The 25,295-nt window shown below is 71.0% G+C and carries 23 protein-coding genes; 8 read left to right on the plus strand and 15 right to left on the minus strand.

The features are described 5' to 3' along the window. Positions 1-34: 34 nt before the first annotated feature. From clpA to ACE3Q8_RS01465, 4 genes are all read right to left on the minus strand, one after another. Positions 35-2,359 carry an ATP-dependent Clp protease ATP-binding subunit ClpA gene (gene clpA, locus ACE3Q8_RS01450; protein WP_374468204.1) on the minus strand — a complete coding sequence of 775 codons (2,325 nt, stop codon included), beginning with the start codon at positions 2,357-2,359 and terminating at the stop codon, positions 35-37. A gap of 6 nt (positions 2,360-2,365) precedes the next feature. Next, positions 2,366-2,695, minus strand: coding sequence for an ATP-dependent Clp protease adapter ClpS (clpS, locus tag ACE3Q8_RS01455; protein WP_332049776.1), 330 nt, complete (start codon positions 2,693-2,695; stop codon positions 2,366-2,368). A 146-nt stretch (positions 2,696-2,841) separates the two neighbouring features. Next, entirely contained in the window at positions 2,842-4,116 is a 1,275-nt protein-coding gene (locus ACE3Q8_RS01460) for a DNA polymerase IV (RefSeq protein ID WP_374468206.1), read from the minus strand. Between the two features lie 62 nt (positions 4,117-4,178). Next, on the minus strand, positions 4,179-6,635 hold the full coding sequence (locus ACE3Q8_RS01465; protein WP_374468208.1) for a prolyl oligopeptidase family serine peptidase: 2,457 nt from the start codon (positions 6,633-6,635) through the stop codon (positions 4,179-4,181). 110 nt (positions 6,636-6,745) lie between these two features. On the opposite strand from ACE3Q8_RS01465, the gene ACE3Q8_RS01470 reads away from it, so the two are divergent. Then, positions 6,746-7,903 carry an aminotransferase class I/II-fold pyridoxal phosphate-dependent enzyme gene (locus ACE3Q8_RS01470; protein WP_374468210.1) on the plus strand — a complete coding sequence of 386 codons (1,158 nt, stop codon included), beginning with the start codon at positions 6,746-6,748 and terminating at the stop codon, positions 7,901-7,903. Here ACE3Q8_RS01470 and ACE3Q8_RS01475 read toward each other — a convergent pair. Beyond that, positions 7,900-8,556 (minus strand): hypothetical protein, encoded by a 657-nt coding sequence (locus ACE3Q8_RS01475; RefSeq protein WP_374468212.1) that lies wholly within the window; start codon positions 8,554-8,556, stop codon positions 7,900-7,902. The two genes, ACE3Q8_RS01470 and ACE3Q8_RS01475, sit on opposite strands and share 4 nt — an antisense overlap. Positions 8,557-8,666: 110 nt before the next feature. Here ACE3Q8_RS01475 and ACE3Q8_RS01480 point away from each other — a divergent pair, with 110 nt between their 5' ends. Both ACE3Q8_RS01480 and ACE3Q8_RS01485 read left to right on the plus strand, forming a co-directional pair. Beyond that, complete coding sequence (locus tag ACE3Q8_RS01480) at positions 8,667-9,032, plus strand: response regulator (RefSeq protein WP_374468214.1); 366 nt, start codon at positions 8,667-8,669, stop codon at positions 9,030-9,032. A gap of 4 nt (positions 9,033-9,036) precedes the next feature. Continuing rightward, positions 9,037-10,401: a PleD family two-component system response regulator gene (locus ACE3Q8_RS01485; RefSeq protein ID WP_374468216.1), complete on the plus strand. Its 1,365-nt coding sequence runs from the start codon at positions 9,037-9,039 to the stop codon at positions 10,399-10,401. A 68-nt stretch (positions 10,402-10,469) separates the two neighbouring features. Here ACE3Q8_RS01485 and rpmG read toward each other — a convergent pair whose 3' ends face one another. Beyond that, positions 10,470-10,637, minus strand: coding sequence for a 50S ribosomal protein L33 (gene rpmG, locus ACE3Q8_RS01490; protein WP_257818325.1), 168 nt, complete (start codon positions 10,635-10,637; stop codon positions 10,470-10,472). Between the two features lie 107 nt (positions 10,638-10,744). Between rpmG and ACE3Q8_RS01495 the strand changes: the two genes are divergently transcribed. Then, entirely contained in the window at positions 10,745-10,963 is a 219-nt protein-coding gene (locus ACE3Q8_RS01495) for a hypothetical protein (RefSeq protein WP_374468218.1), read from the plus strand. Here ACE3Q8_RS01495 and ACE3Q8_RS01500 read toward each other — a convergent pair. The 8 genes from ACE3Q8_RS01500 to ACE3Q8_RS01535 form a co-directional block, all read right to left on the minus strand. Continuing rightward, complete coding sequence (locus ACE3Q8_RS01500) at positions 10,960-11,676, minus strand: NUDIX domain-containing protein (protein WP_374468220.1); 717 nt, start codon at positions 11,674-11,676, stop codon at positions 10,960-10,962. The two genes, ACE3Q8_RS01495 and ACE3Q8_RS01500, sit on opposite strands and share 4 nt — an antisense overlap. Before the next feature lie 54 nt (positions 11,677-11,730). Then, on the minus strand, positions 11,731-14,043 hold the full coding sequence (rnr, locus tag ACE3Q8_RS01505; RefSeq protein ID WP_374468221.1) for a ribonuclease R: 2,313 nt from the start codon (positions 14,041-14,043) through the stop codon (positions 11,731-11,733). Positions 14,044-14,088: 45 nt separating this feature from the next. Next, positions 14,089-14,889, minus strand: coding sequence for an alpha/beta fold hydrolase (locus ACE3Q8_RS01510; protein ID WP_374468223.1), 801 nt, complete (start codon positions 14,887-14,889; stop codon positions 14,089-14,091). Between the two features lie 30 nt (positions 14,890-14,919). Further along, a complete protein-coding gene (gene topA / locus ACE3Q8_RS01515; RefSeq protein WP_374468225.1) occupies positions 14,920-17,547 on the minus strand; it encodes a type I DNA topoisomerase in 2,628 nt (875 codons plus the stop codon). 145 nt (positions 17,548-17,692) lie between these two features. Then, positions 17,693-18,784 carry a DNA-processing protein DprA gene (dprA, locus tag ACE3Q8_RS01520; protein ID WP_374468227.1) on the minus strand — a complete coding sequence of 364 codons (1,092 nt, stop codon included), beginning with the start codon at positions 18,782-18,784 and terminating at the stop codon, positions 17,693-17,695. Next, positions 18,781-19,422: a glycerol-3-phosphate 1-O-acyltransferase PlsY gene (gene plsY, locus ACE3Q8_RS01525; protein ID WP_374468229.1), complete on the minus strand. Its 642-nt coding sequence runs from the start codon at positions 19,420-19,422 to the stop codon at positions 18,781-18,783. The genes dprA and plsY overlap by 4 nt, the downstream gene beginning before the upstream one ends. Before the next feature lie 116 nt (positions 19,423-19,538). Continuing rightward, a complete protein-coding gene (pyrC, locus tag ACE3Q8_RS01530) occupies positions 19,539-20,834 on the minus strand; it encodes a dihydroorotase (protein ID WP_374468231.1) in 1,296 nt (431 codons plus the stop codon). After that, positions 20,831-21,808 carry an aspartate carbamoyltransferase catalytic subunit gene (locus tag ACE3Q8_RS01535; protein ID WP_374468232.1) on the minus strand — a complete coding sequence of 326 codons (978 nt, stop codon included), beginning with the start codon at positions 21,806-21,808 and terminating at the stop codon, positions 20,831-20,833. Before ACE3Q8_RS01535 ends, pyrC begins: the two co-directional genes overlap by 4 nt. Positions 21,809-21,908: 100 nt before the next feature. On the opposite strand from ACE3Q8_RS01535, the gene ACE3Q8_RS01540 reads away from it, so the two are divergent. The 3 genes from ACE3Q8_RS01540 (at position 21,909) to ACE3Q8_RS01550 (ending at position 24,471) form a co-directional block, all read left to right on the plus strand. Further along, positions 21,909-22,415: a DUF1993 family protein gene (locus ACE3Q8_RS01540; RefSeq protein ID WP_374468234.1), complete on the plus strand. Its 507-nt coding sequence runs from the start codon at positions 21,909-21,911 to the stop codon at positions 22,413-22,415. Positions 22,416-22,553: 138 nt separating this feature from the next. Continuing rightward, entirely contained in the window at positions 22,554-22,988 is a 435-nt protein-coding gene (locus ACE3Q8_RS01545; protein WP_374468236.1) for a DUF2141 domain-containing protein, read from the plus strand. 25 nt (positions 22,989-23,013) lie between these two features. Further along, positions 23,014-24,471, plus strand: a complete 1,458-nt coding sequence (locus ACE3Q8_RS01550) for a carotenoid oxygenase family protein (RefSeq protein ID WP_374468238.1) — start codon at positions 23,014-23,016, stop codon at positions 24,469-24,471. Here the strand turns inward: ACE3Q8_RS01550 and ruvX are convergent. Further along, the gene (ruvX, locus tag ACE3Q8_RS01555; protein WP_374468240.1) at positions 24,458-24,925 is read right to left on the minus strand and encodes a Holliday junction resolvase RuvX; all 468 of its coding nucleotides are present in this window, start codon (positions 24,923-24,925) and stop codon (positions 24,458-24,460) included. The genes ACE3Q8_RS01550 and ruvX overlap by 14 nt on opposite strands. An 81-nt stretch (positions 24,926-25,006) precedes the next feature. Here ruvX and gatC point away from each other — a divergent pair, with 81 nt between their 5' ends. Then, entirely contained in the window at positions 25,007-25,294 is a 288-nt protein-coding gene (gene gatC / locus ACE3Q8_RS01560) for an Asp-tRNA(Asn)/Glu-tRNA(Gln) amidotransferase subunit GatC (protein ID WP_374468242.1), read from the plus strand. Position 25,295 lies beyond the last annotated feature (1 nt).

A 25,295-nucleotide genomic window follows, 5' to 3' on the forward strand; every position in this document is an offset into this window, starting at 1 on the left:
CCGGGGCCTTTCTGTCTTCGGCAGCGCCGCGGAGCTACTGGGTGAGCTCGGCGGCGTCCTCTTCCTCCGCCGGGTTCTCGATGACCGGGGCGCCGCGCTCGCGCGTCTCGCCTTCGATCTCGAAGCCCAGCTTGCCGTCCTTGAGCACCACGCGGACGTGGCCGCCCTTGATCAGCCGGCCGAACAGGATCTCGTCGGCCAGCGGCTTCTTGATGTTCTCCTGGATCACCCGGCCCAGCGGACGGGCGCCGTAGAGTTCGTCGAAGCCGTTCTTGGCCAGCCAGTCGGCCGCCTCGTCGTCCGTCTCGATGGTGACGTGGCGGTCCGCGAGCTGCGCCTCGAGCTGCATGATGAACTTCTGCACCACCTGCCGGATGATCTCCGGGGTCAGGGCGCGGAAGTGCACCACCGCGTCGAGGCGGTTGCGGAACTCCGGCGTGAACTGCCGCTTCAGCGCCTCTTCCACCTCGCCGTCGGCCTTGCCGCGGCCGAAGCCGATGGAGTTGCGCTGGGCGTCGGCCGCCCCGGCATTGGTCGTCATGATCAGGACGACGTTCCGGAAGTCGATCTTCTTGCCGTTGGAGTCGGTCAACTGACCGTGGTCCATGACCTGCAGGAGGATGTTGTAGACGTCCGGGTGCGCCTTCTCGATCTCGTCGAGCAGGACCACCGCGTGCGGATGCTGGTCGACGGCGTCGGTCAGCAGCCCGCCCTGGTCGAAGCCCACGTACCCCGGAGGCGCGCCGATCAGGCGGCTCACCGTGTGGCGCTCCATGTACTCGGACATGTCGAACCGCAGGAGCTCGATGCCGAGGGTGGAGGCCAGTTGGCGGGCCGTCTCGGTCTTGCCCGTGCCGGTGGGGCCGGTGAACAGGTAGGAGCCGATCGGCTTGTTGGCGTCGCGCAGGCCGGCCCGGGCCATCTTCATGGCCGCGGAGAGCTGCTCGATGGCCTCGTCCTGGCCGTAGACCGCCCGCTTCAGGTCGGTCTCCAGTTGCTTCAGGGCCTCGGTATCCGACTTGGAGACCGACTTCGGCGGGATCCGGGCGATCTTGGCGACGACCGCCTCGATCTCCTTCAGGCCGATGGTCTTCTTCCGCTTGCCTTCCGAGAGCAGCATCTGCGAGGCGCCGGCCTCGTCGATGATGTCGATCGCCTTGTCGGGCAGCTTGCGGTCGGTGATGTACTTGGCCGACAGCTCCACCGCCGCCTTGATGGCGTCGTTGGTGTACTTCAGCTTGTGGAAGTCCTCGTAGTAGGACTTCAGGCCCTTCAGGATCTTGATCGTGTCCTCGATCGTCGGCTCGTTCACGTCGATCTTCTGGAAGCGACGGACGAGGGCCCGGTCCTTCTCGAAGTGCTGGCGGAACTCCTTGTAGGTCGTGGAGCCCATGCAGCGGAGCGTGCCCGAGGCCAGCGCCGGCTTCAGCAGGTTCGAGGCGTCCATCGCCCCGCCGCTGGTCGCGCCAGCGCCGATGACCGTGTGGATCTCGTCGATGAACAGGATCGCGTCGGGGTGGTTTTCCAGCTCCTTGACGACCTGCTTGACGCGCTCCTCGAAGTCGCCGCGGTAGCGGGTGCCGGCCAGCAGCGCGCCCATGTCGAGCGAGAAGATGGTGGCGCCCGCAAGCACGTCGGGGACCTGCTTGTTGATGATCTTGCGCGCCAGGCCCTCGGCGATGGCGGTCTTGCCGACGCCCGGGTCGCCGACCAGCAACGGGTTGTTCTTGGTCCGCCGGCAGAGCACCTGGATGGCGCGCTCCACCTCGGCCATGCGGCCGATCAGCGGATCGACCTTTCCCTGCTTGGCCTTTTCGTTGAGGTTGACGCAGTAGGCCTCGAGGGCCTCGCCGCCGGTCTTGACCGAGGGCTTGTCCTCTTCCTCGGCGCCCTTGACGGGCTTGGCCTCGGAGGCGCCGGCCTTCTTGGCGATGCCGTGGGCGATGTAGTTCACCGCGTCGTACCGCGTCATGTCCTGCTCCTGCAGGAAGTAGGCGGCATGGCTCTCGCGCTCGGAGAAGATGGCGACGAGCACATTGGCGCCCGACACCTCCTCCCGACCCGAGGACTGGACGTGGATGACCGCGCGCTGGATCACGCGCTGGAAGCCGGCGGTCGGCTTGGCGTCTTCGCCGTCATCGACCACCAGCGAGCGCAGCTCGTTGTCGACGTAATTGGTGAGGGTTGTGCGAAGGGAACCCAGGTCCACGTCGCAGGCCCGCATCACCGCCGCGGCGTCCTCGTCGTCGACCAGGGAGAGCAGCAGGTGCTCGAGCGTCGCGTACTCGTGCTTGCGCTGGTTGGCGTAGGCGACGGCGCGATGAAGGGACTCTTCGAGCTGGCGCGAAAATGAAGGCAAGTGCCTCTAATCCTTTTCCATGGTGCACTGCAGCGGGTGCTGGTGCCGGCGTGCCGTATCAACGACCTGGGCCACTTTTGTTTCCGCCACTTCGTATGTGAACACCCCGCAGACGCCGACACCGTGCTGGTGGACGTGCAGCATGATCCGAGTCGCGTCTTCGCGCGACTTGTTGAAATATTGCTCAAGCACATAAACGACGAATTCCATCGGGGTGTAGTCGTCGTTCAGCAGAAGCACCCGGTACATCGAGGGTTTCTGCGTCTTGGGTTTTGTCTGAGTGATCACCGCCGATCGAACGCCGGCGCCCGAGTCACCTTGCTTGCGTTCGCTCATCCCGCGGATCTCCTGACGAAGCCTGCGCCCCGTCCTCGTACGATTAGATATGTCAAACATCGGCATTTGCTAGGGTCGAATTGTCACGCGGGCGCTAAGGGGCCCAGTTCGGGGCGCCCCGACGGCCGCGGCGGCTCCAGTGCTCATCAATCCTCCTTGAGCGCCGTCTTTGCACGCAAAATCCTCCCTGAGGTGACCGCGCCCGCGCCGAATCGCGCCCGCAGAGTGTCGAGGGTCTTCTCCGAAGCCAGCGCCCGGCGCTCCTCGCCCGCGAAGAAGTCGGCCTCCACCGCGTCGGCCTCCACCAGTTCGGCCATGCCGATCCCGATCAGCCGGAAGGGCCGACCGTCGGCCTCTCGGGCCAGCATCTCGCGGCCGACCGCGAACAGGGTCCTGGCGGTCTGGGTGGGCACGGCGATGGTCTTGCGACGCGTGTGAATGCGGAAGTCGGTGGTCCGGAGCTTGAGCGTCACCACCCGCCCGGCGATGCCGTCCTTGCGGGCGTGGCGGGCGACCTTCTCGCAGAGCTCGGCCAGCACGTCCTCGAGGTCGGACAGCTTCGTCAGGTCGGTGTTGAAGGTGGTCTCGGCGCTGATGCCCTTGCGCGCCTCGTTCGGGTTGACGGCGCGGGCGTCGCGGCCGTGCGCCAGCTCGTGCAGCCGCAAGCCGTGCGCGCCCCAGCGGCCGGCCAGGTCCTTCACATCTGCGCGAGCCAGGTGCCCGACGGTGCGGAAGCCGGCCTTCTCCAGCGAGGCCACCATGGCCGGCCCGACGCCCGGCAGGATGCCCACCGGCCTGGTCGCCAGAAAGCTCTCCGCCTCGGCGGCGCCGATCACCGAGAAGCCGCGCGGCTTGTCCAGGTCCGACGCGATCTTGGCCAGGAACTTGTTGGCCGCGAGGCCGATGGAGACGGTCAGCCCCGTCTCGGCCTCGATCCGCGCCTGCAGCCTGGCGAGCGTCAGGGCGGGGGGCGCGCCGTGCAGCCGGGCGGTGCCCGAGAGGTCCATCCACGCCTCGTCGAGGCTGAGGTTCTGGATCAGCGGCGTCAGCTCGCCGGCCATGCCGAGGATCCGCTGGCTCTCGAAGCGGTATTTCGAGAAGTCCGGCTTGATGACCACCGCCTCCGGGCAGAGCTTCAGCGCCTTGAACATCGGCATGGCCGAGCGGACGCCGGAGATGCGGGCGATGTAGCAGCAGGTGGTGACGACGCCCCGCTTGCCGCCGCCGACGATCACCGGCCGGTCGCGGAGCTCCGGCCGGTCGCGCTTCTCCACCGAGGCGTAGAAGGCGTCGCAGTCCATGTGGGCGATGGCCAGGCCGTCCAGCTCGGCGTGCGCCACCACCCGCGGCGTCCCGCAATCGGGGCAGCGGCGCACGGGCTGCTCCCCGGTCCAGAAACAGTCGCGGCAGAAGGCCTTCATGAAGAAGCGCCGATGGGGCTCATCGGCGCTTCATACCGCATCTCGGGGCGTCGGACGCCGTGTCAGTCGGCCGCCTTGGCGGGCGCGGCCTTCGGCTTCAGGTAGGTGTCCAGCCAGTTGGTCATCTCCCACAGGGTGTGCAGGCTGGACTCGCGGGCGCGGTAGCCGTGCGCCTCGTTCGGCAGCACCACGTAGCGGACCGTGGCGCCGGCGCCCTTGAGGGCCGCGTAGAACCGCTCCGACTGCACCGGGAAGGTGCCGGAGTTGTCGTCGGCGCCGCCGTGGGTCAGCAGGATCGGCTCCTTGATCTGCGGCGCGTAGGTGAACGGGCTCATCTTCGTGTAGATGTCCGTCGCCTCCCAGTAGGTCCGCTCCTCGGCCTGGAAGCCGAAGGGGGTGAGCGTCCGGTTGTAGGCGCCCGACCGCGCGATGCCGGTCCGGAACAGGTCGGTGTGGGCCAGCAGGTTGGCGGTCATGAAGGCGCCGTAGGAGTGGCCGCCCACCGCGATGCGCCCGCGTTCCGCCACGCCCAGCTTCACCAGGGCGTCCACGGCGGCCTCGGCGTCGGCCGTGAGCTGCTCCACGTAGGTGTCGTTCGCCTTGCCGTTCTCGCCCACGATGGGGAACGAGGGGTTGTCGAGGATGGCATAGCCCTGGGTGACCAGCAGCAGATGCGAGATGCCGCCCGGCCGGACGAAGCGGTTGGAGGACTTGTCCACCACCTGGCCGGCCATCTTCGGGTCGGTGAACTCGGCCGGATAGGCCCAGAGCAGGGTCGGCAGCGGCCCGTCCCGCTTCGGATCGTAGCCGGCCGGCAGGTAGAGCGTGCCCGAGAGCGGCAGGCCGTCGGCGCGGGTGTAGGTGATCAGCCGCTTGGCGACCCCGGCGAACTGCGGCGCCGGGTCCTTGAAGGCGGTCAGGGCCGTCGGCTGGGCGCGTCCCGCCGCCGGGCGGATGAAGAAGTTCGGCGCCGCCTTCTGGCTCTCGCGGCGGGTGATGATCCGCGTCCCCGCCGCGTCGGCGAGGGAGATCGGCTCCTCGTACCAGCCGGACTGCGAGCGCCAGAGCTCGCGGGTCGAGCCGTCGGCGAGGTTCAGGCGGCTGAGGAAGGGGTACTCTCCCTTCGGCGTCGCGCCCGCGCCGGCCATGAACACGCCCTGGCCGTCCGGCGTGAACTGGAGCACCGGCTTGCCGGCCGCGTTGGTCTCCAGCATCGGATCGCCCGGGTCGCCGTACTGGTCTTGGTAGCTGCGCGAGATCAGCACGCGCGGCTCGCCGGGGTTCGACGGGTTCACCGCCAGGCGGGTCTCGTGCCGGCTCGTCCACCAGCGGGTGACGACGATGGCCAGGTCGTCGCGGCCCCACTGCACGTCCTCGAACCGCTCGGCCAGGTCGGCGAGCTTGCGCGGGGCGCCCGTGAACGGCGCGTCCTGCATCAGCAGCCGGTCGTGGATGGCCACCTTGTTGCGCGGATCGCCGCCGTCCTGGGCCTCGGCCCAGACCAGGGTCGCCGGCGCGTCGGAACGCCAGTGGACCTCCCGCGGGCCCTTCACCACGGCGTCGAACGGCGGCGGCACGTCGTCGGCCAGCGGCCGGTCGGCCACCTGCTTCACCACCTGGCCGGACCAGTCGAGCACGGCGATCTCGGTCGGGAAGGCGCGGGCGGGGACGACATAGCTATAGGGGCGCTTCAGGCGCTCGGTAAGCAGGAAGCGGCCGTCCGGCGACACCGACACCGACGACCAGACGCCGGCGGGCGCCACGCGGCGCTGCTGGCCGGCCAGGTCGACGCGGACCAGCTCGCTCGTGAAATAGTGGTCGAACAGCGCCTCGTCGTGGGCGCCGGTCAGCAGGTCCTGGTAGGTGCGGGCGGGGGCCGTGCGGCCCATGTTCTCCTGCACGATCGGGCCGGCGGGCGCGGCGGGGGCAGGGGGCGCGGCGCCGCGGCCGGCGGGGATCGCCCGGATCACGACGCCCGAGGAGTCCGGCAGCCAGGCGAAGGCCGGGCCGAAGGCGGCGTTCAGCACGGGGCCGGTCAGCTTGCGCGCCTGGCCGGTGCGCACGTCCGCGACCCAGAGCTCCAGCCCGGCAGGCGCTTCGCCCACGAAGGCCAGGACATCGCCCTTCGGCGACCACCGCGCCTGAGTGAAGCGCAGGCCCTGGGGCAGGGCCACCCGCGCCTCCCGGCCGCTCGCCACGTCCTTGAACGACAGGCCGTTGTTCCAGTTGGTCCGCGCCTCGACCGGGCCGTTCGTCCGCGGATTGATGCGGTAGCCGCCGAGCCGCAGGATCGGCTCGGAGACGGCGGCGATGGAGGGCAGGCCTTCGCGGCCGAGGATCGCCAGGGTGCGGCGGTCGCTGGAGAGCTGCACGCCGGGCGTCGGCGGCGCGTCGACGATCTGCGCGATGGGCGCGGGCGGCGTGCGGTAGCCATCCGCCACGGCGGGGCCGTAGCCGGACAGCAATGCGAGCGCCACCGCGCCCGACAGGGCGTGACGCGAGAACGGATACAGACGCATGGGCGATCCCCCGAAGAACGGCCGGCACACTGCGGCGGCGCCGGCCGCTGCGTCAACGCCGCGCTGGACCCGGAGGTGGCGGAAGTCGACGGCTCGCGCTAGCAGGTGCCATGCCCGCCGAGATCGACCCGTTCCACGCCATCGGAATCAGTACGCTCGCCCACCGGCTGAAGGCCGAGGGCCGTTCGATCATCCACATGGAGTTCGGCCAGCCGTCCACCGGCGCGCCCAAGGCGGCCATCGGCGTCGCCCACGAGGTGCTCGACAGCGAGGCCATGGGCTACTGGGAAAGCCCTGCCCTGCGCGAGCGTATCGCCCGCCACTACCAGGACAGCTACGGCGTCACGGTCGCGCCGGAGCGGATCATCCTGACCTGCGGGGCGTCGCCAGCGCTCGTGCTGGCGCTCGCGTCCAGCTTCTCGCCCGGCGACCGGGTGGCGACCGCGCGGCCGGGCTATGTCGCCTACCGCAACACCCTGCGCGCCCTGCACATGGTCCCGGTGGAGATCCCCTGCGGTCCCGAAAGCCGCTTCCAGATGACCGCCGCGGCGCTCGCGGCGCTCGATCCCGCGCCCCAGGGTCTGATCCTGGCGAGCCCGGCCAATCCCACCGGCACGATCATCGAGCCGCCCGAGCTCGCCGCCATCGCCGAGGTCTGCCGCGCGCGCGGCATCCGGATCATCTCCGACGAGATCTACCATGGCCTCAGCTACGTGGCGCCGGCCCGTTCCATGCTGGAGTTCGAGCCCGAGGCGCTGATCGTCAACAGCTTCTCCAAGTACTTCAGCATGGTGGGCTGGCGGCTGGGCTGGCTGGTGTCGCCGCCGGCCCACCTGGCCCGCGCCCGCGCCTACGTCGGCAACCTGTTCCTGACCGCGCCCTCGCTCAGCCAGCACGCCGGCCTCGCCGCCATGGACGCGCGCGACGAGCTGGAGGGCCACGTGGCCGTCTACCGGCGCAACCGCCAGCTTCTGTTGGACGCCCTGCCGTCGCTGGGCCTCGCCGAGATCGCGCCGCCCGACGGCGCCTTCTACATCTACGCCGATGTCTCGCATCTGACGGACGACAGCCTGGAGTTCTGCAAGCGGCTGCTGCGCGACACCGGAGTGGCCACCGCCTCGGGCGTGGACTTCGATCCCGTGGACGGACGCCGGTTCATCCGCTTCAGCTTCGCCGTCTCGACGCCCGAGATCGAGGAGGCCCTGCGCCGGCTGCGCCCGTGGTTCGGCGAGCGCGCCGCGGACGCCGGGCTGGCCATCGCCGGTTAGCGGGAGATCGCCCGCTCGATCGCGTCCGCCAGCTCGGCCCAGTCGTCGATTCGTCGGTGCCGGTCGGAGGTCGGCGCCAGCGGGCGCAGCCGCTCGTCGGCCACGTGCTGGAAGGTCGCTACCCTGGGGGCGTGATCGGCCACCGAATCGAGGTTCGGCAGCAGGTCGTCCACGAAGGCGGCGGGCTGCGGCGTCTGGCCCACCAGCGCGGCGGTCACCGGCCCCTTCGGGCCCGTGTTGAGGATCAGCGGATGCGGCAGGCCGTGGCGCTTCAGCCATTCCGACCGCAGCCGCTCGGCGTCCGCCGGCGCGTTCGAGAGGATCAGGATCTCCGCACGCCGTCCGAGCCGGGTCAGGGCGTCCACCGCGCCGGGCGTGGGCTCGATCTCCCCACAGCCGGTGCGGAAGAAGTCGTCGAACAGCGCCTTGCCCTCGGCGATCGGCAGGTGATCGGCCGCGCCCGGGCGGTAGATGTTCTGGAACAGGGCGAACCGGTCGACCCGGAACTCGTAGCCCTGGGCCGCCAGGAAGGCCCCGAAGCCCTGCATGAACAGGCCCAGCACCTCGTCCACGTCGACGATCACCAGCGGTCGTTCGACGGACAGGCCGAGGTCAGCGAGGCGGGGCGCGGCGGGGGTGACAAGGTCTGCCAAGGCTTACGTCCTGACGCAGCTAACGAAGTTTAAGGATATCGCGCCGATGAATGGTTGCGAGGTGAGGACGGCCTTCCGGGTTTTCCTCAAGGAACAGCGCCGGGTCCCGAATGGCCAAGAAGGTCCTCATCGTCGAGGATAACGAGCTGAACATGAAGCTCTTTCATGATCTGCTCGAAGCCCAGGGTTACGAAACGCTCCAGACCCGCGAGGGACTGGCCGCGCTGTCGCTCGCCCGCGAGCATCGCCCCGACCTGATTCTCATGGACATCCAGCTTCCGGAGATCTCCGGCCTGGAGGTCACCAAGTGGCTGAAGGAGGACGAGGACCTCGCCTCCATCCCCGTCGTCGCCGTCACCGCCTTCGCCATGAAGGGCGACGAGGAACGGATTCGCGAGGGCGGCTGCGAGGCCTACATCTCCAAGCCGATCTCGGTGTCGCACTTCCTGGACACCATCAAGCGCCTCCTGGACTAGGCCGATGTCGGCCAAGATCCTCGTCGTCGACGACATCGAGGCGAACGTACGCCTGCTCGAGGCGAGGCTCTCGGCCGAATACTATCGCGTGCTCACCGCGCCCGACGGTCCGACGGCGCTTGCCGTGGCCGCCGCCGAGAAGCCCGACATCATCCTGCTCGACGTCATGATGCCGGGCATGGACGGCTTCCAGGTCTGCCGCCGCCTGAAAGACGACCCCGAGACCCGGCACATCCCGGTGGTGCTGGTCACCGCCCTCGACGGCCGGGCGGATCGGGTCGCGGGGCTGGAGGCCGGCGCCGACGAGTTCCTGACCAAGCCCATCGACGACGTCATGCTGTTCGCCCGGGTGCGCAGCCTGACCCGGCTGAAGGCGGTCATCGACGAGCTTCGCGAGCGCGAGGCCTCCGGCCGGCGGATGGGCCTGATCGGCGGGGCGGTGAGCCGCATGGGGGGCACGGGCGGCCGGATCCTCGTGGTCGACGACCAGGATCGCCAGGCGAAGCGGATCGGCGTGGAGCTCTCCATCGAACACCGCCCGGTGGTGGAGCACGACGCGGAGAAGGCCCTGCTGACGGCTCGGGGACCGGTGGACCTGGTGATCGTCAACACCGGGGCCAAGTCGTTCGACGGCCTGCGGTTCTGCGCCCGCCTGCGCTCGGACGAGGCCACCCGCAACCTGCCGATCCTGGCGATCGTCGACTTCGACGAGCGCGCGCGGCTGGTGAAGGCGCTGGAGATCGGCGTCAACGACATCCTCGCCAAGCCCATCGACCCGCAGGAGCTGGCGGCCCGCGCCAAGACCCAGATCCGCCGCAAGCGCTACACCGAGCACCTGCGCGACAACCTCGACCACTCGCTGGAGCTGGCGGTCACCGACCAACTCACCGGCCTGCACAACCGTCGCTACATGGGCGGCCAGCTCGAGGCGCTGATGAAGCGCGCCGCCCAGGGCGGCAGCCCTGTTTCGGTGCTGGTCCTCGACATCGACCACTTCAAGAAGATCAACGACGGGTTCGGCCACGACGTGGGCGACGAGGTGCTGAAGGAGTTCGCCGTGCGGCTGGCCTCCAACGTCCGCGCCGTGGACCTGCCGGTGCGCTACGGGGGCGAGGAGTTCGTCATCGTCATGCCGGACACGCAGCTCGTGGACGCCCGCCGGATCGCCGAGCGCATCCGCCTGCACGTGGCCGGCTCGCCGTTCCGCGTCATGGCCGGCCAGGAGCTCCTGACCGTCACCATCTCCATCGGCGTGGCTGCGAGCCTGCCCGGCGAGGAGCGGCCGCAGGCCCTGCTCAAGCGCGCCGACGACGCCCTCTACGAAGCCAAGGCCGCCGGCCGCAACCGCGTCATCGCCCACGCCGCCTGACACGCCCTACAACGCAAAACGCCCGGCCTTGCGGGCCGGGCGTTCGAAAGGCGCGTTGTCCGCGTGGCTTACTTGATCTTGCCTTCGCGGAACTCGACGTGCTTGCGCACGATCGGGTCGTACTTCTTCAGCACCATCTTGTCCGTCTTGGTGCGGGCGTTCTTCTTGGTCACGTAGAAGAAGCCGGTGTCCGCCGTGGAGTTCAGGCGGATCTTGATGGAGGCGGGTTTCGCCATGGGTCTCGTCCTCGGGCGGGGCCAAAGCGGATCGCACCGCCGGCGGGTGTTCGAAAGAGCGGCGGAAAATACGAATCCGCAGCGGGAAGTCAATGGCGGAGGACGCGATGCGCTACAGCTTCTACGTCTATCGGCGCGATCCCCGCTACCGGCTGGTGATCGAGGACGGCGCACCCTGGCCGGAGGGGGCCCGGTCCGAGGACTGGGATCACACGCGCACCCGCGACGCCGGCGACACCAACCCTGACGTCCGCACCGCCGTCGCCGAGGCCGGCTACAGCCTGTTCGTGATCGGACTGTCGCTCGACGACCTGCCGCCCGCCTAGAGGTGGCTGGGCGTCATGCCTCCCGCCCGGAAGCGCAGGAAGGGCTTGGGCCGGTTCGGGTCCTGCATCCGCGCCACGGCCTCGCGCAACATCATCCGGGTGACGGAGGGCAGGGGCAGCGCCTGCGCCTCGTCGAAATCCACCCAGGCGATCTCGTCCAGCTCGCCGCAGTCGGCCTGCCGCTCGAGGCTCATCAGCCGCTCGGCGTCGGCCAGCAGGAACCAGGTGTCGAACCGCTTGCCGACCATCGGCGGGGTGATGGCGCGGGCGATGACGTCCAGCGCCTCGAGGTCGGGCAGGGCGCCCTGGTCCACGAATGGACGCCACGGGCCCGCGGAGGGTCGCACGGGGGCAGGGCGCGCGAGCAGGAGCCCGGCCTCCTCCCAGGTCTCGCGCACGGCCGCCAGCGCCAGCGCCCGGCCGCGGCCGGGCTTCAGGTAGGCGTCGAACACCGCCTGGACGTCCGGGCGCAGGTCGGTGGCGAACGGCGCACGGTAGTCGGCGCGGTCGATGCGCCCGCCCGGGAACACCCAGCGATCCGGCATGAAGCTGTGCCCGCCATGGCGGCGTCCCATCAGCACGCGCGGCTTCGGCCCGTCGCGCCGGATGATCATCACCGTGGCGGCGTTCTTCGGCCGCACCGCCCTCTGGCCGGGGACGCGGGGCGGCCCCTCGGGCTTGAAGCCCGGCGGATCGGGCGGATCGTCACTCATGCGAACAACTGTATGACCGCCCGGGCCACGGGGGATAGTGCGACCCAGCGTCAACTAGCGCCGCTTGCCGCCCATCTTCCGCTGGCGGGTGTTCTTGATGCCCGGCGGCCGGCCGTTGCGCGGCTTCGGACCGCCCGGGCGGCGGTCGCCGCGGGCGCGCATGCCGAGCCTCGGCCGGGGCGTGTTGCGGTCGGGCGGGGCCGGCTCGCTCAGCATCTCGAACAGCAGCCCGCCGGTCACCGGGGTCGCCTCCTCCAGCCGGACCCGTACGGCCATGCCGAGCGGCCAGCGCGCGCCCGTCCGCTCGCCCACCAGGGCGTGCGAGCGGTCGTCGTGCACGAAGTACTCCGAGCCCAGCTTGGAGACCGGCACCAGGCCGTCGGCGCCGGTGTCGCGCAGCCGGACGAACAGGCCGAAGCGGGTGACGCCGGTGATCTTGCCGTCGAACTCCGCGCCCACCTGGTCGGCCAGGAAGGCGGCGATGTAGCGGTCGGTGGCGTCGCGCTCGGCGGCCATGGCCCGGCGCTCGGCGGCGGTGATCATCTCGGCCGTCGCCTTGATCTGGCTGATGTCGCGGTCGGAAAGACCGTCGTCGCCGAGACCCAGCGCCCGGATCAGCGCCCGGTGGACGATCAGGTCGGCGTAGCGGCGGATCGGCGAGGTGAAGTGGGCGTAGCGGGCGAGGTTCAGGCCGTAGTGGCCGATGTTCTCGCTCGAGTAGATCGCCTGCATCTGGCTGCGCAGCACGACCTCGTTGACGATCTCGGCGTGCGGTGTGTCGCGCGTCTGTTCGAGCAGGCGGTTGAACCGCTCGGTGCGCGGCGCCTCGCCCTTGGTCCAGGGGATCTCCAGCGTCTGCAGGAAGTCCACCAGCGCCTGCAGCTTCTCCTGGCTGGGCTCGTCGTGCACCCGGTAGATCTGCGGCGTGCGCTTGGCCTCCAGCGTCTCGGCGGCCGAGACGTTGGCCTGGATCATCATCTCCTCGATCAGCCGGTGGGCCTCCAGGCTCTCCCGGGGGATGATCGAGGCGATGCGGCCCATCTCGTCGATGTGGATCTTCCGCTCCAGGCTCTCGATGGCCAGCGGCGAGCGGGCGTCGCGGCCCTTCTTCATCACGCCGTAGGCGGTCCACAGCGGCTTGATGATGGTCTCGGCGATGGGGCCCGTCTTGTCGTCGGTGCGGCCCTCGGAGGCTGCCTGGGCCTGCTCGTAAGAAAGCTTGGCCGCCGACCGCATCAGGCCCCGCACGAACCTGTGCGACCGCTTGCGCCCGCTGGCGTCGAACACCATCCGGACGGCCATGCAGGCGCGGTTCTCGCCCTCCCGCAGGCTGCACAGGCCATTGGACAGCCGCTCGGGCAGCATCGGCTCCACCCGGTCGGGGAAGTAGACGCTGTTGCCCTTGTCGCGCGCCTCGCGGTCCAGCGCGCTGTCCGGACGGACATAGGCGGCGACGTCGGCGATGGCGACCCAGACGATCCAGCCGCCGGGGTTCTTCTCGTCGGTGTCCGGCTCGGCGTAGACCGCGTCGTCGTGGTCGCGGGCGTCGGCCGGGTCGATGGTGATGAAGGGGATCTCCCGCAGGTCCTCGCGGCCCGCCAGGGTCGGTTCCTGGGCGCTCTCGGCCTCGGCCAGGGCGGCGTCGGAGAAGCCCGTCGGGATGCCGTGGCTGTGGATGGCGATCAGGGAGGCGGCGCGCGGCTCGTCCTCCCGGCCGACCACCTCCAGCAGCTTGCCGCGCTTGGGGCCGTAGCGGCTCTCGCTGCGGCCGACTTGCGCCACGACGAGGTCGCCGTCGCGTAGATCGCCGGCCTCGGCCTCCGACAGCAGCAGGGTCTCCTTGGAGCGGCGGTCCACCGGCTCAACCCGGATCTCACGGCGCGCCTTGCGGACCACGCCCAGGATGCGGTGGGCGCTCTGCCCCAGGCGCTTGATGAGCCGCGCCTCGTAGTCGCCGCTCTCGAGCCGCACGAACCGCACCAGCAGCCGGTCGCCGAGACCCGGCGCCTGGCCGGCCTCCGCCTTGCGATCGGGGGCCAGCACCACCAGCGGCGCATCCTCGCCCTTGGTCAGCCGCACCAGCAGGTCGCCGTCCGGGTCGCGCTCGGCCACGTCCACCACGCCCACCTCGGGCAGGGCGCCGGTCTCGGAGAACCCTTTGCGGCCGCGGCGCGACAGCGCGCCTTCCTCTTCCAGGCTCTTCAGCATCTCGCGCAGCGCGCGGCGGTCGGCGCCCTTCAGGCCGAAGGCGCGGGCGATGGCGGCGCGGTCGGATTCCCCCGTCTCGCGCAGGTAGTTCATCAGGGTGTCGCGGTCGGGAAGCCCTTGCGGGAATCGCGCGGCCTTGGGGATGCGGGGTCGAGCCATGGTCTTGCTTAGCACGAACGCCCACCCGCGCGGGCGGTTCGCCGCCTAGCTTTCGAGAAGGAAGGCGGCCATGGCCGGCGTGGCGGTCCGGTCCTGGATCATGAACAGGTGGCCGCCCTCGAACACCTGCAGCTTGGCGCCGGGGATCTGCGCCGCCATCCGCGTCTGGACGGCCATGGGCGCGATCCCGTCGTAGCGGCCGGCGGCGATCAGGACGGGGCAGCGGATCTCCGGCAGCCGGTCCCAGGTGTCGTGCTTCGCCCGCGCCTCGAGCTGCCGGCGCGCGCCGGCCGCGTGGCCGGGTTCGTCGGCGAACGGCTCGGCGGCCGAGAGCGCCACAAGCTTCTCGTACTGGTCCGGGTTGGCGGCGGCCCAGGCGGCGTCGCGGCGGATGTCCGAGATCGGGATCATGTGCCGCGCACGGGCCTCCCCGCGCAGGTGCTCGATCTCGTGGAAGGCGAAGGACGACCCGCCCGCGCCGCCCGGCGAGGTGCAGGCCAGGACGAGCCGGCGCACCCGCTGCGGATGCCTGAGCGCCAGCTCCTGGGCCACCATCCCGCCGAACGAGACGCCGATGACGTGGGCGGTCTCCCAGCCCAGGTGGTCCAGCAGCCCGGCCGCGTCGTCCGCGTAGTCGGCCATGGAATAGGGGACGTCGGGCTTTTCCCACCGGCCGAGCCCGCGCTGGTCGTGGCTCGCCATGTCGAAGCTGCGGGGCAGGGGCCCGTCGAACTGGTTGGGCTTGTTGCGCAGGTCCCCGCCCGTGCCGCTGACGAACAGCAGCGGCGGGCCGGAGCCCGCACGCTCATAGTAGAGCTCGATCCCGTTCACCTGGGCCAAAGGCATGCCGGATGCTCCGGAGCGAGGGGCGCCCCCCTACGCCGGCTCCTTCGCCTTCGGCGCCTTCTTGGCGGCCGGCTTCTTGGCCGCGGGCTTCTTCGCGGGCGCCTTCTTGGCTGCGGCCGCCTTGGGCTCGGCCTTGGCCTTGGTCGCGCGGGCAGGCTTCTTCTTGCCGCCCCCCTTCGCCTCGCGCTCGGCGAGCAGGGCCACCGCCTCCTCCAGCGTCACCTGCGTCGGCTCCTTGCCGCGCGGCACGTTGGCGTTGGTCGAGCCGTGCTTGATGTAGGGGCCGTAGCGGCCCGACAGCACGCGCACCGGTTGTCCGTCCGCGGGGTGGGCGCCCAGCTCCGCGAGCGCCGCGGCCTCGGCGCGGCCCGCCCGCCCGGCGCGCTTCTCGGCCAGCACGGCCACGGCGCGGTTCAGCCCGACCTCGAACACCTCGTCCACCGACGACAGGTTCGCGTAGGTGCCGGCGTGCTGCACGAAGGGCCCGTAGCGGCCGATGCCGGCCAGGATGGGCTGGCCGTCCTCGGGGTGGGCGCCCACCTCGCGCGGCAGCTTGAGCAGCCGCAGCGCCTTCTCGAGGTCCATGTCCGGCGCGCTCCAGCCCTTGGGCAGGCTGGCGCGCTTGGGCTTGTCGCCTTCGCCGAGCTGCACATAGGGGCCGAACCGGCCGCTCTTCAGATAGACGGTCTCGCCGGTCTCGGGATCGACGCCCAGCTCGCGGTCGCCGCTCTCGGCCTGGCCGTCGGCGTCCTCCGCCTGGGCGATCGGACGGGTGTAGCGGCACTCCGGGTAATTGGAGCAGCCCACGAACGGTCCGTAGCGGCTGGTCTTCAGGCCCAGCCGGCCGCTGCCGCAGGTCGGGCAGGTGCGCGCGTCCGAGCCGTCTGCCTTCTGAGGATAGAGGAAGGGCGCCAGCGCCTCGTCCAGCGAGTCCAGCACCTCGCGGGTGCGGAGCTGGCCGATCTCCTCCGTCTTGGCGTGGAAGTCCTGCCAGAACTCGCGCAGCAGCACCTTCCAGTCGAGCTCGCCGGCCGACACCTGGTCGAGCTTCTCCTCGAGCGCGGCCGTGAAGTCGTACTCCACCCACTGCCGGAAGAAGGCCTCCAGGAAGGTGGTCACCAGGCGGCCCTTGTCCTCGGGGACAAAGCGGTTCTTCTCCATCCGCACATAGGCGCGGTCACGCAGCACCGTCAGGATCGAGGCGTAGGTGGAGGGGCGCCCGATGCCGAGCTCCTCCATCTTCTTCACCAGGCTGGCTTCGGAATAGCGCGGCGGCGGCTCGGTGAAGTGCTGGTCGGCCTTGGCCGAGGCCACCTTGGCGGCGGCGCCCTCGGCCACCTGCGGCAGGCGGCCGCCTTCCTCGTCGTCCGGATCGTCGCGGCCTTCCTCGTAGACGGCGAGGTAGCCGTCGAACAGCACCACCTGGCCGGTGGCCCGCAGGCCCGTCTTCCCGTCCTGGCTCTCCAGGTCGATGGTCGTGCGCTCGATCCGGGCGCTCTCCATCTGGGAGGCGATCATCCGCTTCCAGATCAGCTCGTAGAGCCGGCCGAGATCGCCCTCCAGCCGCAGGCGGCCGGGGTTGCGGGCCAGGCTGGTCGGCCGGATCGCCTCGTGGGCCTCCTGGGCGTTCTTGGCCTTTGTCTTGTAGACCCGCGCCGCCTCGGGGACGTACTCGCGGCCATAGAGGCCGCCGATCACCGTCCGCGCCTCGTCGATGGCTTCCGGCGCGGCCTGCACGCCGTCGGTCCGCATGTAGGTGATCAGGCCGACGGTCTCGCCGCCGATGTCGACGCCCTCGTAGAGCTTCTGGGCGGCCTGCATGGTGCGCTGGGCCGAGAAGCCGAGCTTGCGGGCGGCCTCCTGCTGCAGGGTCGAGGTTGTGAAGGGCGGCGGCGGCGAGCGCCGGGCCGGCTTCTTCTCCACCGCGGCGACCTTGAAGGTCGCGGCCTTCACCGCGTCGCGGGCGGCGAACGCGCTGGTCTCGTTGGCCAGGTCGAATTTGGAGAGCCGCTTGCCCTCGTGTTTGACCAGGCGGGCGGTGAACGGGTCGGCGCCGGCGCTGACCTCGGCCTCGACGGTCCAGTATTCCTGGGTCTTGAAGCGCTCGATCTCGATCTCGCGGTCGACGATCAGGCGCAGGGCCACGGACTGCACCCGGCCGGCCGAGCGCGAGCCCGGCAGCTTGCGCCACAGCACCGGCGAGAGCGTGAAGCCCACCAGATAGTCCAGGGCGCGGCGGGCGAGGTAGGCCTCCACCAGCTCCATGTCGAGCTGGCGCGGGTTCTTCATCGCCTCGGTGACGGCGGACTTGGTGATGGCGTTGAACACCACCCGCTCGACCGCGGCGTCCTTGAGGGCGCGCTTCTTCTGCAGCACCTCCAGCACGTGCCACGAGATGGCCTCACCCTCGCGATCGGGGTCGGTGGCGAGGATCAGGCGGTCGGCGCCCTTGGCGGCGTCGGCGATGTCGGCCAGCCGCTTGGCGGCCTTCGCATCCACGTCCCAGGACATGGCGAAGTCTTCGTCCGGACGGACCGAGCCGTCCTTGGCCGGCAGGTCGCGCACGTGACCGTACGACGCCAGGACCTTGTAGTCCGAGCCCAGGTACTTGTTGATGGTCTTGGCCTTGGCCGGGCTCTCGACGACGACGACTTTCATATTGTCCTGAGGCAGCCTTTCCCGGGCGGCAGGCCCGGTTCGAAGTGCGCGGAAGGTGGGGGCGGCGCCCAAGCCCTGTCAACGGGCCTCGGCGGCGCACGCCGGGCCGTCCGCCCGCTTCCCCCTACGGGGGAACTTCGTCGGATCAACATGCCGCCACCATGCCGCCGGCCTGCAGCTCGGCGCGGCCGGCGAGCGCCAGCTCCACCAGCGCGGCGAACACGGCGGCCGGCGGGCCGCCGGCGGCGCGGGCGATCTCGTCGCGGCTGACTGCGGTGGGGGAGAGCAGGGCGGCCACCTTTTCGCGCAGCCCGTCGTCCGGCTCGGGACCCGGCGGCGGCGCGAACCGTCGGTCGGGCTCGCGGAAGCCGCGCAGGCCTTCCAGGGCGCGCAGCACGTCCTCCGCCCCCTCGCAGATCGCCGCGCCCTGCCGGATCAGGTCGTTGCAGCCCTTGGCCCGCGGATCGAGCGGCGAGCCGGGCACCGCCAGCACTTCGCGCCCCTGCTCGGCCGCCAGCCGGGCGGTGATCAGCGAGCCCGAGCGGAGCTCGGCCTCGACCACCACCACCGCCTGCGACAGGCCCGAGATGATCCGGTTGCGCCGCGGGAAGTCCCGGGCCACGGCCGTGCGCCCGGGCTCGCTCTCCGAGACCACGCAGCCGTCACGGCAGATGCGGCCGTAGAGTTCGCCGTGCTCCGGCGGATAGACGTCGTCGATCCCGCCGCCCAGCACCGCCACCGTTCCGGTCCCGAGCGCCGCCTCGTGCGCCGCCCCGTCGATGCCGCGGGCCATTCCCGAGACCACCACGAGGCCGGCTTCGCCCAGTTCGGCGGCCAGCCCGCGGGCGAACCGCTGACCGGCGGCCGACGCCACCCGCGCCCCGACGATGGCCACCGTCGGCCGGCGCAGCAGCTCGATCTTGCCGCGGGTCCAGATGAGCGGCGGCGGCGGGTCCAGCGCCGCGAGCGGCTGCGGGAAGTCCGGCTCGCAGGCGCAGATCAGCCGCGCGCCGAGCGCCGCGCCGGCCGCGAGCTCGGCTTCGGCCTGCGCCTCGGTTGGGATCCGGATCGGGTTGATGCGACCGCCGCGGCGGGCGAGGTCGGGCAGGGCGGCCAGCGCCAGGCTGGGCTCCCCATAGCGCTGGATAAGCTGGTCGAAGGTGACCGGGCCGACGTTCTCCGTGCGCGCCAGCCGCAGCCAGTCGCGCCGCTGGGCCTCCGACAGCGCCCGGATCACGCCGCGCCCGCCTCCTTCTTGCCGCCGCCGATCCGCGGCTCTTCGCCCTTCAGGAGGCGGCGGATGTTGGGCGTGTGGCGGATATAGATGAGCGCGGCCATGAAGAAGGCGAGCCAGGCCATCTCGGTCGGGCGGCCGAACACGAAGACGTAGACCGGGGCCAGCGCCGCGGCGACCAGCGCCGCCAGCGAGGAGATCCGGAACAGGAAGGCGACCACGATCCAGGTGGCGCCGGCCGCCATGCCCACCGGCCAGGCGGCGGCCAGGAGGGTGCCGAAGAAGGTCGCCACGCCCTTGCCGCCCTTGAAGCCCAGCCAGACCGGGAACAGGTGGCCCAGGAAGGCCGCGCCGGCCGCCACCGCCACGAGCAGGGCATGCTGCTGCGCCGGGAGGTCCAGGCTGATCAGGTGGGCGATGAGCACCGCCACCGCGCCCTTGCCGCCGTCGCCGATCAGGGTGATGGCCGCCAGGTCCTTGCGACCGGTGCGCAGCACGTTGGTCGCGCCGATGTTGCCCGAGCCGATGGACCGGACGTCGCCGGCCCCGCCCAGCTTGGTGGCGATGACGCCGAAGGGGATCGACCCCAGCAGGTAGCCGCCGAGCGCCACGGCGCCGAGCAGCATCAGGACGTCAGACATCGAAAACTCCCCCGATTCCGGTCCGCAGTCGTAGCTGCGCCGTCCCGGCCCGTCACGCTCCCAGCGTGTCGCGCCAGCCTAGCACAGCCGTGACGCTTGCGAACAGAGGGTGAACGTCAGGCCTGGTAGACGGTGCGCCCGTCCACCAGGGTCCGCAGGACCTTGCCCTGCAGCCGGCGTCCGTCGAATGGCGAGTTCTTCGACTTGGAGATCAGCTTGTCGGCGTCCACCAGGATCGGGGCGTTGGGGTCGAGCAGCACCAGATCGGCGGGCGCGCCCTTGGCGATCCGGCCGGCGGGCAGGCCCAGCAGGTCGGCGGGCGCGCTGGTCACGGTGCGGACCAGGTCGATCAGCGGCGCGCGTCCCTCGTGGTGCAGGGTGAGCAGGGCCGGCAGCAGGGTCTGCAGGCCGATGGCGCCCGGGGCGGCCTCGTCGTAGGGCCGGCGCTTGTCCTCGGCCGGGGCGGGGGCGTGGGCCGAGACGACGATCTGCACGAGCCCGGAGGCGACCGCCTCGATCAGCGCATTGCGGTCGTCCTCGCCGCGCAGCGGCGGGTCGAGCTTGCAGAAGGTGCGGTAGTCGCCGATGTCGATCTCGTTGAACGACAGGTGGTTGATCGAGGTCGAGGCGGTGACCGGCAGGCCGCGCCCTCGCCCGCGCCGCAGGGTCTCCAGAGCGCCCGCGGTGGTCACCTGGTCCACCAGCAGCCGCGCCCCGGTCAGCTCCACCAGCGCCAGGTCGCGCTCCAGCCCGATCCGCTCGGCGATGGCCGGCTGGCCCGGCAGGCCCATGCGCGAGGCGAACTCGCCCGACGTGGCGGCGCCGCCGGCCGTCAGCCAGGGGTCCACCGGGCGGTGGGCGACCAGCACTCCGAACTGCTTGGCGTAGGCCAGCACCCGCTGGAACACCTTGGAGTCCACGATCGGCCGGTCGGCGTCGCTGACGTAGACGCAGCCCGCCTCGCGCATCAGGCCGATCTCGGCCATTCGCTGGCCGTCGCAGCCCTTGGTCGCCGCGCCGGCGGGGTAGACGTGCACCAGCTCGATGTCGCGGGCGCGCCGCAGGATGAAGTCGGCCACGGACGGGTCGTCCACCACCGGCTTGGTGTCGGGCTGGACGACGATCGAGGTGACGCCGCCGGCCGCCGCTGCGAGCGAGGCGGATTTCAGCGTCTCCTTGGGCTCGTCGCCCGGCTCGCCGGTCTTCACCCGTAGGTCCACGAGGCCCGGGATCAGCAGCTTGCCGCCGCCGTCGACGACCTCGACGTCCGGTCCGAGCGCGCCCGGATCGCCGGCCCGCACCACGTCGGCGATCACGCCCTCGGTGACGATGACCGCGCCCGGCCCGTCGTAGCCGGAGGCCGGGTCCAGCAGGCGCACATTGGTGAGGGCGAGGGGACGGGCGGCCATCATTGATTGTCCAGGCGCGCGGCGAGCGCCGTCAGCACCGCCATGCGCGCGGCCACGCCCATCTCCACCTGGTCCTGGATCAGGCTGACTGAGAGGTCGTCGGCCACTTCCGAGTCGATCTCCACGCCGCGGTTCATCGGCCCCGGGTGCATCACCCGCACGCCCGGCGCGGCGCGCGCCAGCTTCTCGCGGTCGAGGCCCCAATAGCGGAAGTACTCGCGCTGCGAGGGGGCCATCACCCCGTCCATCCGCTCGAGCTGCAGGCGCAGCATCATGACCACGTCGCAGCCGTCGATGCCCTTGCGCAGGTCGTGGTGGATCTCGACGTTCCAGCGGTCGGCCTGGGTGGGGATCAGGGTGGGCGGGCCAACGAGCCGGACGTAGGCGCCGAGCATCTGCAGGAGGGCGATGTTCGAGCGGGCCACCCGGCTGTGCAGGATGTCGCCGCAGATGGCCACCTTCAGCCCTGCGATCCGCCCGAACGCGCGCCGCATGGAGAGCGCGTCGAGCAGCGCCTGGGTCGGGTGCTCGTGTTGCCCGTCGCCGGCGTTGATCACCGAGCAGGTGACCTTCTGCGACAGCAGGGAGGCCGCGCCGGACGACGAATGCCGCACCACCAGCAGGTCCGGCTGCATGGCGTTCAGCGTCACCGCCGTGTCGATCAGGGTCTCACCCTTGGCGATGGACGAGGAGCGGGGGCTCATGTTGACCACGTCGGCGCCCAGCCGCTTGCCGGCCAGCTCGAATGAGCTCTGGGTGCGGGTGGAGTTCTCGAAGAACAGGTTCATCAGCGTCCGACCTTTCAGGAGGTCGAGCTTCTTCGAGGTCTGGCGGTTGAGCTGCACGAACCCGTCGGCGAGGTCGAGCAGGCTCGCCACCTCGACCTCGTTCAGGTCCGTCACCGACAGGAAGTGGCGCTTCGGGAAGGGGAAGGTCCGGCCGAGGACCTCGTTCAGACCAGGAGGGGCGCCGCTCATTAAAGCGCCCTCCTAGACGAGGCTGGGGCCGCCGGAAAGCCCTTTCCGAAGCTTGGCCGCAGCGCCATATCAGCGGTCACGGATCAGCAAGGGGGAAACAATGAAGGTCGATCTCTACACCACCGTCGGCGTCTACAGCCGCGGCCTCGACGTCCTGGCCAATGTGCTCACCAAGGCCGGCGATCACGCGGGCGCCGTCGGCGTCTCCGAAGCCGAGATGCTCGACTGGCGGCTCGCGCCCGACATGTTCAACCTGCGCCAGCAGGCCAACACGGTGCTCAGCTTCGCGCGCGGCTGGCCGGCGCGCGCCGCCGGCGTCGAGGTCCCGCCGGCCTTGGCCGACGATCTCGACCTGCCGGGCCTGCTCGGCGCGATCCAGGAGGCCAAGGCCGATCTCTCGGCCCTCAAGCCCGAGCAGTTCCAGGGCCGCGACGAGGTCCCGCTGACGTTCAACATCGGCGTCATGGAGCCGACGCTGCCGATCGCCCAGTGGCTGACCGGCTTCGCCACGCCCAACTTCTATTTCCACCTCTCCATGGCCTACGCCATCGCCCGTCATAAGGGCGCGGCGCTCGGCAAACGGGACTTCTTCGCCGGCGGGCTCTGAGTCCCAACGCCGTCGTTCGCGATGCGTGAACGGCGGCCGGCGGCGGTTCACGAACCCGCTGCGGCGGGCGGCGCATAGGCCCGGGACAGAGGAGGGGAGGGCTTGGCAGGACGGCTCCGACGCAACCCGGAGCCCGCCATGTCCCGCCCCGCCCTTGTGACCCTCGCCCTTGCGGTCCTGACCCTCGCCGCGCCGGATCTGGCCCGCGCCGAGGACGCGCCGCTCACCGTAGCCTTCGAGGGGCTGAAGACCCCCGCCGGCGCCCTGATGGTCGCCCTCTACGACGCCGAGGCGAGCTTCGACCGTGGCGGCAAGCCGCTGCGCGCGCTCGCCGTGCCGGTCACCGGGGCCGCCGCCACGGCGCGCTTCGAGCTGCCGGCCGGCCGCTACGGCATCAAGGTCTTCCATGACGTCGACGGCGACGGGCGGATGGGGACGAATCCCTTCGGCATCCCGACGGAGCCGTTCGCCTTCTCGAACAACGCCAGGGGCATGATGGGGCCGCCCAAGTGGGCCGAGGCGGCCTTCGCCTTCGGCCCGGGCGCCGGCGCCCAGACCATCACCCTTGACTGACCCCGCCGAAGCCCGGAGCCATCCGATGAACCGCCGCGCCTTCCTCTCCGCCGCCGCCGGTCTCGGCGCGCTGGCCTTCTCGCCCGAGACCGTGTTCGCCGCCGCCGCCAACGGCGCCGACTGGACCCTGGGCCTCGCCGACGTGGAGGGCGACGTCGCCCCGCGGGAGCTGGCTCGTGTCCACGGCCGCGCGCCGGCCGGCCTCGATGGCGTCCTCTACCGCAATGGGCCGGCCCGGTTCCGCCGGGGCGGCTCGGCCGTGGGCCACTGGTTCGACGGGGACGGCCTGGTGCGCCGCTACGCGATCGCCGATGGCCAGGCGCAGCTCGCCGCCCGCTTCGTGGATACGCCTAAGCGGCGGGTCGACACCGCGGTCGGCGCCATCGTCACCCCCGGCTTCGGCACCGCGGCCGGGCCCGGCGCCCAGGTCCGGGGCCCGGATGACGTGAACGCCGCCAACACCTCGGTGATGATGGCCGGCCAGGCGCTGTGGGCCCTGTGGGAAGCGGGCTCCCCGGCTGCGCTCGATCCTGACACCCTGGAGACCCGCGGCTTCCACACCTTCCGGCCCGACCTGAAGGGCATGCCCTTCCTGGCGCACCCGCGCGTCGAGCCGGACGGCCGCGTCTGGAATCTCGGGGTCTCGGGCAGCCGGGCGGTGGTCTGGCGGCTCTCGCCCGACGGCGCCCTGGAGGCAGCCACCCCTCTCACCCTGCCCAGGGCCAGCTACCTGCACGACTTCACGGCTACGGCGCGCCACCTGGTCATCGTCCTGCAGCCCTGGATCCATGAGCGCATGGTCGCGCCGGTCTCGGCCGGCTACGTCTGGCGGGCCGACGCCGGAACCCAGGTCCTGGTGCTCGACAAGGACGACCTCTCGCGGCGCCGCGTCTACGAGCTGCCGGCCTTCTCGGCCTTCCACATGGGCGACGCCTGGGAGGATGCGGACGGGACGATCCGCTTCGACATCTGCACGACGCCGACGCCGGAGTTCGCGGTGCAGGGCGCCCGTGACCTCGTCGCCGGCCGCGCGCCGGCCGGGGCGGACGCCACGCGGCTCAGCTTCGTCACGCTTCGGCCAGACGGCTCGGGCGCCATCGAGCACACCGCCACCCCGGCCGAGTTCCCGCGCTCCGATCCGCGAGTGGCCGGCCGGGCGCGCGCCCGCACCGTCGTCCTCACCCGCACCGACCCGAGGAGCCCCTTCTTCCAGGCGGTGGCGGTGCAGGACTGGCGTCGCGACCGCACCGAGGTGTTCGACTTCGGTCCTCGCACGCTGGTCGAGGAGATGGTCTTCGTGCCGCGCGGCGCAGGCGAGTTCGACGGCTGGCTGGTGGGGACGAGCGTGAACCTCGACGCCCGGGCGACCGAGCTGCACGTGTTCGACGCCCGCCATCTTGCCGACGGGCCGCTCTGCACCTGGCGGGCGGACGTCGCCCTGCCGGTGTCCTTCCACGGGGTGTTCGCCGCTAGGCGTTCCTGAGGCGCTCCAGCGCGCCCTGCAGGATCCAGGCGGCGGCGGCGCGGTCGACCACCTCGGCCCGCTTGGCGCGGGTCAGATCGGCCTCGCCGATCAGCATCCGGTTGATCGCCATGGTGCTCATCCGCTCGTCCCAGAAGGCGATAGGGATGTCCTTCAGCCGCAGCAGGTTGCGGGCGAAGGCGCGGTTGGACTGGCAGCGCGCGCCTTCCGTCCCGTCCATGTTGACGGGGAGGCCGATGACGATGCCCTGGGCTCCGCGGCTTTCCATCGCGCGGAACAGGGCGTTGGCGTCGTCGGTGAACTTGGTCTTGCGGATCAGCTCCAGCGGCGAGGCCACCGTGCGGGTCGCGTCCGACACCGCCACCCCGATGGTCTTCTCGCCCAGGTCGAGGCCCACGAGGGGCGAGTAGGGCGCCGTCGCGGCGGGCAGCTCGAGGAGGTCGATCACGGCCATGGCGGCTCTTTAGGCGGGATAGCTTGCAAAAGCACGCCCGCCACGGCTAACCCACGCGCCTGAGTTCAAGGAGGGATGGTCATGGCCATCGACGCGGCGACCGTCCGCAAGGTCGCCCGGCTCGCGCGGATCGCCGAGCCCGAAGAGAAGCTGGAGCCGCTGGCCAGGGAGCTGACGGCGATCATGAGCTGGATCGAGCAGCTCAACGAGGTCGACACCGACGGCGTCGAGCCGATGACCACGGCCATCCACACGCCGCTGCCCATGCGCGACGACGTGGTCACCGACGGCGGCGACCCGGCCAAGGTGCTGTCCAACGCCCCCAAGTCCGTGAACAACTTCTTCGTCGTGCCGAAGGTGGTCGAATAGC

The organism is Phenylobacterium sp. (genome assembly GCF_041913825.1).
In the GTDB taxonomy this organism is placed as follows: domain Bacteria; phylum Pseudomonadota; class Alphaproteobacteria; order Caulobacterales; family Caulobacteraceae; genus Phenylobacterium.